Below are 13,253 nucleotides of genomic sequence, written 5' to 3'. Positions count from 1 at the left end.
CGCGTGCAGATGCCGTGATCGTTCAGGGTGCGCACCACTTCGAGGCCCGCGAGCACGCCGAAGTTGCCATCGAACTTGCCGCCCGAGGGCTGGGTGTCGATGTGGCTGCCCGTGGCCACCGCGCGCGCGGCGGGGTCGKTGCCGTCGCGCCGCGCGAACACGTTGCCCACCTCGTCGATGCGCACCGCCATGCCGGCCTCGTGGAACCAGCGCAGCACGAGATCGCGGCCCTGGCGGTCTTCGTCGGTCAACGCGATGCGGCGCACGCCGCCCTTGGGCGTCGCGCCGATGCGCGCCAGGTCCATCAGCGATTGCCACAGGCGCGCGCCATCGACCTGGAGCGTGGCGGGTGCGGAAAGGGTGTTGTTCACGGAGTGAGTGCAGATGGAAGGGGTTGAATGGCAGCGCCGGGCGGACAGCAAGTTACGAGCCAATGATATGGACAAACAGTCACCAGGTATCGAAAAAGAGTCTTGTGGTATCGATTATCGATACACGGCAAGCCGTTTGGCACAGCGCTTGCATATCCGGTGTCGAGCCCGTGAACCCCTCAACCCCACCCGGATGGTGACCCGATGAGCCCGAACCCGTTGTTGTCTTCGCGCCTGCGCAATCGCATGGTCGTGCCCGCGATGGCTGTCTCGCTGCTGTGCGGCGCAGCCGCCATGGCGCAGGAGAAGGTGCTTCGCATCGCGATGACGGCGGCCGACATCCCGCGCACGCTGGGGCAGCCCGACCAGGGCTTCGAAGGCAACCGCTTCACCGGCATCCCGATCTACGACTCGCTCACGCAATGGGACCTGTCGAAGGCCGATGCCCCGAGCGTGCTGATCCCGGCGCTGGCCACGTCCTGGGCGGTCGATGCCAAGGACAGGACGAAGTGGGTGTTCAAGCTGCGCCCCGGCGTCAGGTTCCACGACGGCTCGGCGTTCAATGCCGACGCGGTGGTGTGGAACGTCAACAAGGTGCTCGACAAGTCGGCGCCGCAGTTCGATGCCAGCCAGGTCGGCGTGACCGCCTCGCGCATGCCCACGCTGCGCAGCGCGAAGAAGATCGACGAGCTGACGGTGGAGCTCACCACCAGCGAGCCCGATTCCTTCCTGCCGATCAACCTGACCAACCTCTTCATGGCCTCGCCCGCGCACTGGGACGCCAAGCTGAAGGCGGTGCCTGCCGCCACCACCGATGCCGCCGAGCGCGCCAAGCAGGCCTGGACGGCCTTTGCCGCCGATCCTTCGGGCTCCGGCCCGTTCAAGGTCACGCGCTTCGTCTCGCGCGAGCGGCTGGAGCTGGCCGCCAACAAGGCCTACTGGGATGCGAAGCGCACGCCGAAGATCGACAAGGTGGTGCTGATCCCGATGCCGGAGGCGAATGCGCGCACCGCCGCGCTGCTCGGCGGCCAGGTCGACTGGATCGAGGCGCCCTCGCCCGATGCGATGCCGCAGATCCAGCAGCGCGGCTTCAAGATCTACTCGAACGCGCAGCCGCACGTCTGGCCGTGGCAGCTGTCGTTCGCCGAGGGCTCGCCCTGGCTCGACAAGCGCGTGCGCCAGGCCGCCAACCTGTGCGTCGACCGCGGCGGCCTCAAGCAGCTGCTGGGCGGCATGATGGCCGAGCCCAAGGGCACGGTGCCGCCGGGCCATCCGTGGTGGGGCAACCCGGCATTCGACATCCGCTACGACGTCAAGGCGGGCCAGGCCTTGATGGCCCAGGCCGGCCACTCGGCCGCCAAGCCGTTGAAGGTCAAGGTGCAGATCTCGGCCTCGGGCTCGGGCCAGATGCAGCCGCTGCCGATGAACGAGTTCGTGCAGCAGTCGCTGAAGGCGTGTTGGTTCGATGTGCAGTTCGACGTGATCGAGTGGAACACGCTGTTCACCAACTGGCGCAAGGGCGCGAAGGACCCGTCGGCCAACGGCGCCAGCGCCGTCAACGTGAGCTTCGCGGCGATGGACCCGTTCTTCGCGATGGTGCGCTTCGTCAGCACCAAGACCTTCCCGCCGGTGTCCAACAACTGGGGCTACTACGGCAATGCCGAGGTCGACAAGCTGGTGGCCGATGCCCGCACCGCCTTCGACGACACGGCGCGCAACGCGGCGCTGGCCCGGTTGCACGCCCACATCGTCGATGACGCGCCCTTCGTCTGGATCGCGCACGACGTCGGCCCGCGCGCGATGTCGCCCAAGGTGAAGAACGTCGTGCAGCCGAAGAGCTGGTTCATCGACATCGCGACGATGACGATGGACTGAGCATGCTTGCCTACCTGGCCCGGCGCATCGTGCTTGCGCTGCCCATCATGCTCGGCGTCGCGCTGGTGTGCTTTGCGCTGGTGCACCTGGCGCCGGGCGATCCGCTGGTGTCCATCCTGCCGCCGGATGCGTCGGCCGAGCTGCAGGCGCAGCTGCGGCAGCTGTACGGCTTCGACCGCAGCTACCCCGAGCAGTTCGCCGCCTGGCTGTGGCGGGCCCTGCACGGCGACCTGGGCGTGTCGATCGCGACCAACCGGCCGGTGGTCGGCGAGGTGCTCAAGGCCGTGGTCAACACGCTGCGGCTGGCGGTGGTGGCCACGCTGATCGGCTTCGCGCTGGGCGGCCTGTTCGGCTTCGTGGCGGGCTACTTCCGCCGCACGTTCATCGACCGGCTGGCATCGATGCTGTCGGTGCTGGGCGTCAGCGTGCCGCACTACTGGCTGGGCATGGTCCTGGTGATCGTGTTCTCGTCGCAGCTGATGTGGCTGCCCGCCACCGGTGCCGGCCCCGGCGGTTCCGACGACTGGGCCTGGGACGGCGCGCACCTGCAGTACCTGCTGCTGCCGGCACTGACGATGTCGGTGATCCCGATGGGCATCATCGCGCGCACGGTGCGGGCGCTGGTCTCGGAACTGCTCGACCAGGAGTTCGTCGTCGGGCTGCGGGCCAAGGGCCTGACGAGCTTCGGCATCTTCCGCCACGTCGTGAAGAACGCGGCGCCCACCGCGCTGGCGGTGATGGGCCTGCAGCTGGGCTACCTGCTCGGCGGCTCGATCCTGATCGAGACGGTGTTCTCGTGGCCGGGCACCGGCTTCCTGCTGAACTCCGCCATCTTCCAGCGCGACCTGCCGCTGCTGCAGGGCACGATCCTGGTGCTGGCGATGTTCTTCGTGCTGCTGAACCTGCTGGTCGACGTGCTGCAGACGCTGCTCGATCCGCGCATCGCGCGAGGGTGAGGACAGTGAGGAAAGGATGGCCGTGAGCACCCTTGTCATGTCGCCGTCGGCCTCGCCCGCACGGCGTTCGCGCGGCTACTGGGCCTCGGTCGGCCACCGCTTCCTGCGCGATCCGGTGGCCGTCGGTGCCGCCATCGCCGTGCTGATGTTGCTGGGCCTCGCGCTGTTCGGGCCCTGGCTCGCGCCGGCCGATCCGTACCAGGCCTCGATGCTGCAGCGGCTCAAGCCCATCGGCACGCCGGGGCTGCCGCTGGGCAGCGACGAACTCGGCCGCGACATGCTGTCGCGCCTGGTCGTCGGCGCGCGGCTGTCGCTCTTCATGGGCATCACGCCGGTGCTGTGCGCCTTCCTGTTCGGCGCGTCCATCGGCATCGTCGCGGGCTATGCGGGCGGCTTCGTCAACGCCGCGATCATGCGCACGGTCGACGTGTTCTATGCCTTCCCGTCGGTGCTGCTGGCGATCGCGCTGTCGGGCACGCTGGGCGCCGGCGTCTTCAATTCGCTGGTGTCGCTGACGATCGTGTTCATCCCGCAGATCGCGCGCGTCGCCGAAAGCGTCACGACGCAGGTGCGCGGACGCGACTACGTCGAGGCGGCGCGGGCATCGGGCGCCGGCGCCTTCACGATCGTGCGCGTGCACGTGCTGGGCAACGTGCTGGGGCCGATCTTCGTCTACGCGACCAGCCTGATCGCGGTGTCGATGATCCTGGCCTCGGGCCTGTCGTTCCTCGGGTTGGGCGTGAAACCGCCCGAGCCCGAGTGGGGCCTGATGCTGAACACGCTGCGCACGGCGATCTACGTGCAGCCGTGGGTCGCCGCCTTGCCGGGCGCGATGATCTTCATCACCTCGATCACTTTCAACCTGCTTTCCGACGGCCTGCGCTCGGCGATGGACAACAAGGGATGACGACAAGTCCTGTGCATGACGACGTCGGCGGTCCGGCGCAGCCGCTGCTGACCATCCGCGGCCTGCAGAAGCACTACCCGCTGTCCACGGGCTTCCTGGGCCGCGGCGGCGGCAGCGTGCGTGCCGTCGATGGCGTCGACTTCGAGGTGCGCAAGGGCGAGACGCTCGGCGTCGTCGGCGAGTCGGGCTGCGGCAAGTCGACCACCGCGCGGCTGCTGATGCAGCTGATCCGGCCGACCGCCGGCGAGGTGGTGTTCGACGGCCGCACCGTGGGGGGCCGCGAGCTGCCGCTGAAGGAGTTTCATCGGCAGGTCCAGATGGTGTTCCAGGACAGCTATGCCTCGCTGAACCCGCGGCTGACGATCGAGGACTCGATCGCCTTCGGGCCCCAGGTGCACGGCAGCGGCCGCCGGCCGGCGGTGCAGCGGGCCCGCGACCTGCTGGCCCGCGTCGGGCTGGAGCCGCAGCGCTTCGCCGAACGYTATCCGCACGAGCTGTCGGGCGGGCAGCGGCAGCGGGTCAACATCGCCCGGGCGCTGGCGCTGCAGCCGCGGCTGCTGATCCTCGACGAGGCGGTGTCGGCGCTCGACAAGTCGGTCGAGGCGCAGGTCATCAACCTGCTGCTCGACCTGAAGGCCGAGTTCGGCCTCACCTACGTCTTCATCAGCCACGACCTGCAGGTGGTGCGCTACCTGAGCGATCGCGTGATGGTGATGTACCTGGGCCGCGTGGCCGAGCTCGGGCCGTCGGAGTCGCTCTACGCCGGGCCGCTGCACCCGTACACGCGGGCGCTGCTGTCGTCGATGCCGTCGATGGACCCGGACCACCGCACCGAACGGGCGCTGCTGGCGGGCGATCCGCCGAACCCGATCGACCCGCCCGCGGGCTGCCGCTTCCATCCGCGCTGCCCGGATGCCGCGCCGGTGTGCGGCCAGCGCGCGCCGGTGCTGGCCGAGCGGCGCGGCGCGCACACCGTGGCCTGCCTGATGCACGAACCGGGCAGCGGCCACCCGGCAGCAATCTAGAGGCAATCGATGCAGGACCCGATGGTGGAATTGCGAGACCTGGGCGTCGTGTTCACCGGCGGACGCGCGCCGGTGCAGGCCGTCAGCGGCGTCAGCCTGCAGGTGCAGCGCGGGCAGGTGCTGGCGCTGATCGGCGAATCGGGGTCGGGCAAGAGCGTCACGCTGCGCACGCTGCTGCGCCTGCATCCCGAGCGGCGCACCCGCATCGGTGGCAGCGTGCGGGTGGCGGGCCGCGACGTGCTGGCGATGTCGGCCGGCGAGCTGGCGGCGTTCCGCGGCAAGGTCGCGTCGATGATCTTCCAGGAACCGCTGCTCGCGCTCGACCCGGTGTACTCGGTGGGCGCGCAGATCGTCGAATCCATCCGCCGGCACGACAAGGTATCGGCCGCCGTCGCGAAACAGCGCGCGCTGGCGCTCTTCGAGCTGGTGCGCATCCCGAGCCCCGAGCGCCGGCTGGCGGCCTACCCGCACGAGATGTCGGGTGGCATGCGCCAGCGCGCGATGATTGCGCTGGCCCTGGCCTGCCGGCCGCAACTGCTGCTGGCCGACGAGCCGACCACCGCCCTCGATGCCACGGTGCAGATCCAGATCCTGCTGCTGCTGCGCGAGCTGCAGCGCGAGCTCGGGCTGTCGGTGATCTTCGTCACCCACGACATCGGCGCGGCGGTCGAGGTGGCCGATCGCATCGCGGTGATGTATGCCGGCCGCATCGTCGAGGAGGGCAGCGCCCGCGAGCTGATCCGCTCGCCGCGCCATCCGTACACCATCGCCTTGCTGAGCAGCCGGGCCCACGGCGCGCTGGCGCGCGGCAGCCGGCTCGAGACCATCGGCGGCGCGCCGCCCGACCTGTCGGCCTTGCCGCCGGGCTGTGCCTTCGCCGAACGCTGCAAGCTCGCGGTGGCCGAATGCCGCAGCGTCCAACCCGAGCCGGTGCTCCTGTCGCCGGGCCACCAGGCGCGCTGCCTGCGCACCGATGCCGCAGCCGGGCTGGTGAGCGCGCTGCCTTGAATCCCCGGGAGACACGATGCCCCTGCACGACCCTGTCCACGCCTTCGTCCCCTACCCCGACGCGCCGGTGCCCCACGCATCCACCGGCCCGTTGTCGGGCCTGGGTTTCGCGGTCAAGGACCTGTTCGACGTCGCCGGCTACCCGACCGGCGGCGGCAACCCGTTCGTGCTGGCGATGTCGGGCATCAAGCCGCAGACCGCGCCGACGGTGCAGCGCCTGCTCGATGCCGGTGCGCGCTTCATCGGCAAGACGGTGACCGATGAGCTCGCGTTCTCGATGAACGGCGACAACGCGCACTTCGGCGCGCCGCTCAACCCTGCCGCGCCGCTGCGCATCTGCGGCGGGTCGTCGTCGGGCTCGGCCTCCGCGGTGGCGGCAGGCCTGTGCGACTTCGCGCTCGGCACCGACACCGGCGGCTCGGTGCGGGCACCGGCCAGCCATTGCGGCCTCTACGGCCTGCGGCCGACGCATGGCCGGGTGAGCCTGCAGCGCACGCTCGATCTGGCGCCCAGCCTCGACACCTGCGGCTGGTTCGCGCGCGAGGTGCAGACCTTCGCCCGCGTGGCCGATGTGCTGCTCGGTGCGGATGCGGCGTCGCCGGGCGGCGGCGTGCGGCTGCTGTGGCCGCGCGACCTGTGGGCGCTGGCCGAGCCCGCGGCCGTGCAGGCGTTGCGGCCTGCCGCCGAGCGCCTGCAGGCGTTGGCCGGATCGGCGGCACAGGTCAGCGTCGCGCTCGATTCCTTCGACGCGATGTACTGGCATCTGCGCCACCTGCAGGGCCGCGAGGCCTGGCAGACCGACGGCCCGCTGATCGAGCGCTTTGCGCCGCCGCTGGGGCCGGGCGTGGCCGAGCGCTTTGCCTGGTCACGCGGCGTGACCGACGAGCAGGTGGTGCAGGCGCGCGCGTTCCGCGAACGCTTTCGCACGCACCTCGGCGAACTGCTCGGCAGCGACGGCGTGCTGGTGATGCCGACGATGCCCGACATCGCACCGCTGCGCGCCGTCGGCGAGGCCGGGCTGGAGGACTACCGCAACCTGGCGATCCGCCTGCTGTGCCTGGCCGGGCTGAGCGGGTTCCCGCAGTTGTCGATGCCGCTGGCCCGCCGCGACGGTGCGCCGCTGGGGCTGTCGCTGCTGGGGCCTGCCGGCAGCGACCGCGGCCTGGTGGCGCTGGCCGAACGCATGGCTCACCAGGCCTGATCGACGACGGCCGGCCGGGCCAATGGGTGCACGTCGCAATCGACCTGCGGCGCCGCCCGTTCGAGCACCACGAAGTCACCGGCATCGACGGCCAGCAGTGCGTGGTGCCAGGTGCCCGGCGCGAGCGTCACGCCCTGTTCGCCATCCGTGATGAAGGCCGCCAGGTCCGCCGCCTCGGGCCGCGGGCCGGCGGCTGCCACCACGATGACGAAGCGGCGCGCGCCGAGCGGCACGAAGCTCTGGCTGCCCAGCGCGTGCCGTTCCATCTCGTCGACGCTGTGCGGGAAGCGCCGGGCCGCGGCGCGGAAGATCGCCAGCATCGGCCGCCCACCCTGCAGCTGGAGCTGCAGGTCGTCGACCAGGTCGAAACGCTGCGATGTGCCGCCGTTGATGGGCCGGCCCGTGCCGCCGGGGGCTTGCAGCACGGTGCCGTAGGGCGCGAAGGCTGCGGATGTCAGCGGCTGCGGGACGAGGCGGTGGGGCGGCGGCGGGTTCATCGGGCAGATTCTGCCCGGCGCGGGGCCGGCGCTCTTGCGGTGGAGCGCAGGGACGTTGAACTCGTCGGTGAACTCCCACTCGGGCAGCAAGCGTTCTTCCGGCTGTTGGCAAAGCCTACGGACAGGCTTGCACCAGGACCGAATCGATCAGCATGTAGAGATCGCCCCGCCGTTGCAGGTCAACGAGGAGCACCGGGCCCGCGAGATGTCGGGAGATCAACGCCGACTGCAAGCTCCCGAGGCGTGTCAAAGACTTGTCGGCCTCCCCGTAGACGCCAACGCTGATGGCAGGCAAGGCCCGCGCATCGCCGCATGCGTCCAGGCACACCAGCAAGTCGCGGACAGGATGGGGGCGGCCGCCATCGACCAGGACAATGAGGCCCATGGGCTTGGCAGCGCGGACGACTTCGGCACACGCGGTGGGCGGTACACCGAACAGGACGACTCTCTCGCCGTCGTCCAGTTCGCAAACGCTGAGATCCAGCATGGCGGGAAGGAACTGTCGCAGCCTGGCCAGGTGGCTGGTGCCACCCAGAAGCCCGATGGCCTGGGTCGTGTCGGTTCCAGAGATTCCAGTGACGACGATGGTGCGGATGGAAGGCAAATTGTTCTCGCAACGCGGCTGCGGCCGGCTCCTTGGTGAGCTTGAGATTGCAGCAGTCACCGCCTCTGGCGTCTTGATGGAGCGTCGATTGAAGCGTGATGCCACTCCGGATCCGCGACGATCGCCCGAGCCTGGTTGCTAAGGAACCCTTAAGGAAACGAGCCCTCCCAATCATTTCTGGATGGTAAAGTTTTGCAAACATTCAATCGCCGGGAGGCGATTCGATTCACCAGGGCCGGAGGAGACCAGAGGATGTTTGCAGCAGCGGCGCAAGCCCGGGGGGATTGGCGCGCCTTGTTCCGAAGCACGGACGATGGCGCGGGAGGCAGGTGGGCCACGTTCAGGCGCGCCGTCAAGTTCTTCTGGCGCTTTGCGCTGCACAAGGCCGGCGTCCAGACCTGCCTGGCTTCGCTGCACCGCCTGAAGCTGGAGCACGGCGCGCACTACCCGATCGAGGTGAGCCTGCGGCCCCTGCGCCCCTACCTCTGCGACGGACTGAGCGTGGCCGACCGGGCAGCCTGCGTCGTGCTCCATTTCAACTGGCTGCACACCACGCTGCGGCCCGAACCCTGCCGGGCCTTGTGGCAACAGCAGGGCCTGCTGCTTCCGCTCGCGGCCGAGAGCTGCAGCGATGTCGCGCTCGTGCTGCGGCAGTCGGCCTCGCAATGCCGCGAAGGCGAGCTCAGCTTCGACCTGATGTACCGGGGCCAGCGCCTGGTGTCGACCCATTTCAGCGTCGTCGGCGCCCGCGCGGCCGGCATCGCCTGCGCAGAACGCAGCGTCGCCTTCGTCGCCGGCTTCCAGGGGGTGCGCGGCACCGAGGCGCTGATGCGCGAGTTGGGTACCCAACTGCACCGCCTGCGGCCGTCGGCCCTGCTGCTCTGCGCGCTGCAAGGCCTGTGCGCGGGCTGGGGCCTGCCGGCGCCGGTCACGGTCGCCCAGCATGCGCACGTCTCGGCAGGCTATGCCCGGCGGCGGCGCATCCAGCTCGACTACGACAGCGTCTGGTCCGAGGCCGGCGCGGACCGCCTCGGCCCGCGCCATTGGCAACTGCCGGCCCTGCCGCAGATCCGGCCGGACGGCGAGGTGGCCTCCAAGCACCGCGCCCAGTACCGCCGCCGCAATGCCGCCAAGCTCGCCTTCTTCGAGGCCTGCCGGGACGCCGCATCGGCGATGACGCGATGACGCGATGCACCTGCTGCTGATCGAGGACGACGTGGACCTGGGCGCGTCGCTGCAGCAGGCGCTGCGCGGCGCCGGATTCAGCAGTGAATGGCTGCGCACGGCGTCCGACGCCCACCGCTTCGCCTTGGCAGGCGGGCATCACTGCATCCTGCTCGACCTGGGCTTGCCGGACGGCCACGGGCTCGACCTGCTGCGCGCCTGGCGCCGCGACGGCCTGGCCGTGCCGCTGATCGTCATCACCGCCAGCGACGCGCTGGGCGATCGCCTGGCCGGCCTGGACGAAGGCGCCGACGACTTCATCGTCAAACCCTTCGCCGTGGTCGAGCTGGTCGCGCGCGTGCGCGCGGTGACGCGGCGCGCAGCGCAGCAGGCCGCTTCGGTATGGACCATCGGCACGCTGGCCATCGACATGCGCCGGCGCTTCTGCACGGTGGACGGCGAGCCGGCGGGCCTGTCGCCGCGCGAGTTCGACGTGCTGGCTGCGTTGGCACACGCCGGCGGCAACGTGGTGCCCAAGCACCGCCTGGCGCAGGCCCTGGCGCCACTGGGCGAGCCGCTGGACTTCAACGCCATCGRGGTCCATGTGCACAACCTGCGGCGCAAGGTCGGTGCGGAGCGCGTGAAGACCGTGCGCGGCATCGGCTACCTGCTGGCCGGAGAGCGCGCTTGAGCGCGGCCGCCGCCACGGCGCGCCCGCCGCGGCTGCAGCGGCGCGTGCTGCTGGCGATGCTGGGCGTGATCGTGCTGCTGTTCCTCGTCTTCTTCTGCATCATCCTGTGGGAAACGCTCAGGCGCGATTCGGGCGAACTGGATCGTGTTCTGCTGCGCAATGCGCAGAGCCTGGCACGCACGCTGGACCGCATGCCCGACGACGCCAGCGTCAGCGCCGGCGTCACCGTCTTCCTGCACCTGAGGGCCGACGCCGCGGCCAACGATCCGCACGGCGAGCCGCGGCCCCTGCTGCTGGTGTCGCGCCGCGACGGCGGCCTGCGCCTGCCGGCGGCGCAGCCCGGCGACGCCGACCCGCTGCGCCTGCCCGATGGCCTGTCGGAAGCCGTGCATCAAGGCGCCACGCTGCGCAGCTACACCGCCAGCAGCCCGCACTGGACCGTGACGCTGCTCGACGACGACGTGCAGCGCACGCGCTGGGCCGCACTCGAGGTTGGCGTCGAGCTGCTGGGCTACCTGGCGCTGACGCTGCCGGTCATCCTGCTGCCGGTGTGGCTGGCGCTGCGCGCGGCACTGGCGCCGCTGCACAGCCTGTCGGACCAGGTGGCCGTGCGCGCGCCCGCCGACATGAGCCCCATCGTGCTGCCCAAGGGCTACCGCGAGCTGCTGCCGCTGCAGACGGCGTTGAACCGGCTCTTCGAACGCATGGCCGCCACCTTCGCCCGCGAGAAGGCCTTCGTGCACGACGCCGCGCACGAACTGCGCACCCCGCTGGCCGTCATCAGCACGCAGGCCCATGTGCTGCAGGCCAGCGAGGGCCGGGCGCGCCACGAGGCCGCGCACCGCCTGCAGGGCGCGGTGGAGCGCGCCTCGCACCTGGCCCACCAGCTGCTTCGCCTGGCCCAGGCCGACGCCACCGCGCTCGCGCCACGCGAACCGGTGGACGTGATGAACGTCGCGCGCGACACCCTGGCCGGCATGACCGAGGTAGCGACCGGGCTCGGCAGCGAGCTGTCGCTGAGCGGCCCCGACAACGCCGTGCTGGCCACCGACCCGCGTGCATTGCGCTCGATGCTGGGCAACCTGGTGGACAACGCGCTGCGCTACGGCGGGCGCGGCGTGCTGGTGGACGTGAGCATCGACGTGCAGCCTGCGCGCTGGCAGCTGCGCGTGGTCGACAACGGCCCGGGCATTGCCGCCGAACACCGCGAACAGGTGTTCGAGCGCTTCTGGCGCGGCAAGCCCGGCGACGAGCGCGGCGCGGGCCTGGGCCTGGCCATCGTGCGCGAAGCGGCGCGCTCGCTGGGCGGCGACGTCGACCTGCAGGCCGGCCCCGGCGGGCGCGGCTGCAGCTTCACCGTCGACCTCCCCCGAACCTAGGGGGCCTGTCTTCAGGAAGCACGAAGGTGGCTGCGGCGAACATCCGGCCCCTCGTCACTGCTCCCTGTGCTTCATGCCACGCCTGCGCCCCCCTCACCCCCTTGCCCTCGGTGCCGTCACCCTGGCCTGCATCCCCGCTGCCTGGGCCCAGGATGCCGAAGCACCTGCCGAGGCCCTGCGCATGGAGACCGTCGAGATCCAGGGCAAACGCGCGCACAACGCCGCCGGCAAGCAGACGCTGACGCGCGAGGAGCTGTCGCGCATCCCCGGCAGCAGCGGCGACCCGATGAAGGCCGTGATGGCCCTGCCCGGCGTGACCACCACCGACGACAACAGCAGCGCGCCCGCCGTGCGCGGTGCACGGCCGCAGGACAACGCCTACTACGTCGACTTCCTGCCGGTGGGTTACCTGTTCCACCTGGGCGGCTTCGCCAGCACCTTCCACTCCGACCTGATTCGCCGCTTCGACCTGGCCAGCGCCGCCTGGAGCCCCGAGTACGGCGACGTGGTGGGCGCGGTGTTCGACATCTCGCTGCGCAACCCGCGCAGCGACCGCCTCGGCGGCAAGCTCGACTTCAGCCTGCTCGGCGCCAGCGTGCTGGCCGAAGGGCCGATCGGCGATGGCCTGTCCTTCTTCCTGGCCGGCCGGCGCAGCTGGTTCGACCTGGCCGTCAAGACGGTGGAGGATGAGAAGGAAGGTGTCAGCCTCACCGTGCCCGTGTACCACGACTCGCAGGGCCGGCTGCTGTGGGACCTGAACCCGGGCAACCGCCTGCGCCTGGACTTCAGCACGGCCAACGACCGCATCGACTTCACCACGAAGGAAGGCTCCAGGGCGGCCCAGCGCGACCCGGTGCTGCTGGGGAACAGCAGCATGCGCCAGTCCTACGGCAGCTTCGCACTCAGCTGGGATGGCGACTTCGCCCCGTCCACCGGCAACCAGCTCGCGCTCGGCCGGATGGCCACGCGCGATTTCACGCGCATCGGCAGCGCGGGCCACTACGACGCCGAGGTGGTCACCACCTACCTGCGCGAGCAGCTGCGCCTGGCCTGGACGCCCGAGCACGCCACGACGCTGGGCGGTGTGGTGAACAGCCGCCTCGTCGATCTCGAGCTGGACATCCAGGACCCGCGCTGTACCGAGTTCGACCCCAACTGCGACATCAGCTCCGCCGGTCGCGTGGTCTCGCTGCAGAAGACACGCCAGAACCAGGCCGAGGCCTACGCCAATCACCGGTGGCGGCTGTCACCCGAGTGGACGGCCACCGGCGGCCTGCGTGCCAGCCGCGATTTCTACCTGCGGCAGACCTTCACCGAACCGCGCCTGGGACTGGAGTGGAACGTGTTGCCACGCACCCTGGTGTCGGCGGGCATGGGCCGGCACCACCAGCCACCGCCCATCGAGCAGGCGCTGCGCGACATCGGCAACCCGCAGCTCACCCACCTGCGCAGCACGCAGTACGTGCTGGGCGTGACGCAGGCCCTCGACGCCGGCTGGTCGGTGCGTGCCGAGGTCTACCGCAAGACCTTCCAGGGCTATGCGGTCGACGACCCGGCGCTGAAGTACGTCAACGG

The 13,253-nt window shown here is 70.5% G+C and carries 12 protein-coding genes and 1 pseudogene; 10 read left to right on the top strand and 3 right to left on the bottom strand.

Going from position 1 to position 13,253, the window contains the following annotated elements; all coding sequences use genetic code 11:
- Window positions 1-305 (bottom strand): annotated as a pseudogene (locus AC1D15_RS06400) (Zn-dependent hydrolase); the annotation flags it as partial.
- 312 nt (window positions 306-617) lie between these two features.
- Here AC1D15_RS06400 and AC1D15_RS06395 point away from each other — a divergent pair.
- The 6 genes from AC1D15_RS06395 to AC1D15_RS06370 are packed head-to-tail and all read left to right on the top strand — an operon-like array spanning window position 618 to window position 7,343.
- On the top strand, window positions 618-2,246 hold the full coding sequence (locus AC1D15_RS06395) for an ABC transporter substrate-binding protein (RefSeq protein ID WP_477825344.1): 1,629 nt from the start codon (window positions 618-620) through the stop codon (window positions 2,244-2,246).
- Window positions 2,247-2,248: 2 nt separating this feature from the next.
- The gene (locus AC1D15_RS06390) at window positions 2,249-3,202 is read left to right on the top strand and encodes an ABC transporter permease (RefSeq protein ID WP_465113505.1); all 954 of its coding nucleotides are present in this window, start codon (window positions 2,249-2,251) and stop codon (window positions 3,200-3,202) included.
- A 37-nt stretch (window positions 3,203-3,239) separates the two neighbouring features.
- On the top strand, window positions 3,240-4,109 hold the full coding sequence (locus AC1D15_RS06385; RefSeq protein ID WP_477825343.1) for an ABC transporter permease: 870 nt from the start codon (window positions 3,240-3,242) through the stop codon (window positions 4,107-4,109).
- Window positions 4,106-5,134 carry an ABC transporter ATP-binding protein gene (locus tag AC1D15_RS06380; protein ID WP_477825341.1) on the top strand — a complete coding sequence of 343 codons (1,029 nt, stop codon included), beginning with the start codon at window positions 4,106-4,108 and terminating at the stop codon, window positions 5,132-5,134. The genes AC1D15_RS06385 and AC1D15_RS06380 overlap by 4 nt, the downstream gene beginning before the upstream one ends.
- Before the next feature lie 21 nt (window positions 5,135-5,155).
- Window positions 5,156-6,142, top strand: coding sequence for an ABC transporter ATP-binding protein (locus AC1D15_RS06375; protein WP_477825340.1), 987 nt, complete (start codon window positions 5,156-5,158; stop codon window positions 6,140-6,142).
- Between the two features lie 16 nt (window positions 6,143-6,158).
- On the top strand, window positions 6,159-7,343 hold the full coding sequence (locus AC1D15_RS06370; RefSeq protein WP_477825339.1) for an amidase: 1,185 nt from the start codon (window positions 6,159-6,161) through the stop codon (window positions 7,341-7,343).
- Here the strand turns inward: AC1D15_RS06370 and AC1D15_RS06365 are convergent.
- The gene (locus AC1D15_RS06365; protein ID WP_477825342.1) at window positions 7,331-7,840 is read right to left on the bottom strand and encodes an ureidoglycolate lyase; all 510 of its coding nucleotides are present in this window, start codon (window positions 7,838-7,840) and stop codon (window positions 7,331-7,333) included. The genes AC1D15_RS06370 and AC1D15_RS06365 overlap by 13 nt on opposite strands.
- A gap of 115 nt (window positions 7,841-7,955) precedes the next feature.
- Window positions 7,956-8,549 carry a hypothetical protein gene (locus AC1D15_RS06360; protein WP_477825338.1) on the bottom strand — a complete coding sequence of 198 codons (594 nt, stop codon included), beginning with the start codon at window positions 8,547-8,549 and terminating at the stop codon, window positions 7,956-7,958.
- Between the two features lie 189 nt (window positions 8,550-8,738).
- On the opposite strand from AC1D15_RS06360, the gene AC1D15_RS06355 reads away from it, so the two are divergent.
- The 4 genes from AC1D15_RS06355 to AC1D15_RS06340 form a co-directional block, all read left to right on the top strand.
- A complete protein-coding gene (locus AC1D15_RS06355) occupies window positions 8,739-9,629 on the top strand; it encodes a DUF535 family protein (RefSeq protein ID WP_477825337.1) in 891 nt (296 codons plus the stop codon).
- Window positions 9,630-9,633: 4 nt separating this feature from the next.
- Entirely contained in the window at window positions 9,634-10,299 is a 666-nt protein-coding gene (locus tag AC1D15_RS06350; protein WP_477825336.1) for a response regulator, read from the top strand.
- On the top strand, window positions 10,296-11,678 hold the full coding sequence (locus AC1D15_RS06345; RefSeq protein ID WP_477825335.1) for a sensor histidine kinase: 1,383 nt from the start codon (window positions 10,296-10,298) through the stop codon (window positions 11,676-11,678). Before AC1D15_RS06350 ends, AC1D15_RS06345 begins: the two co-directional genes overlap by 4 nt.
- A 73-nt stretch (window positions 11,679-11,751) precedes the next feature.
- Window positions 11,752-13,253 (top strand): TonB-dependent receptor plug domain-containing protein (locus AC1D15_RS06340; protein WP_477825334.1); only part of this gene is annotated, 1,502 nt, incomplete at its 3' end.

The sequence above is a fragment of the Rhizobacter sp. P2_H2 genome (genome assembly GCF_056403375.1).
Note: the sequence above shows the minus strand (reverse complement) of the source record. Positions and strands in the feature narration are given on the sequence as shown.

Bases quoted from the DNA above. Each gene is read 5' to 3' on its own strand.
- AC1D15_RS06385 (WP_477825343.1), top strand. From the start codon at position 3,240: ATGTCGCCGTCGGCCTCGCCCGCACGGCGTTCGCGCGGCTACTGGGCC.
- AC1D15_RS06375 (WP_477825340.1), top strand. From the start codon at position 5,156: ATGGTGGAATTGCGAGACCTGGGCGTCGTGTTCACCGGCGGACGCGCG.
- AC1D15_RS06390 (WP_465113505.1), top strand. From the start codon at position 2,249: ATGCTTGCCTACCTGGCCCGGCGCATCGTGCTTGCGCTGCCCATCATG.
- AC1D15_RS06365 (WP_477825342.1), bottom strand. From the start codon at position 7,840: ATGAACCCGCCGCCGCCCCACCGCCTCGTCCCGCAGCCGCTGACATCC.
- AC1D15_RS06395 (WP_477825344.1), top strand. From the start codon at position 618: ATGGTCGTGCCCGCGATGGCTGTCTCGCTGCTGTGCGGCGCAGCCGCC.
- AC1D15_RS06370 (WP_477825339.1), top strand. From the start codon at position 6,159: ATGCCCCTGCACGACCCTGTCCACGCCTTCGTCCCCTACCCCGACGCG.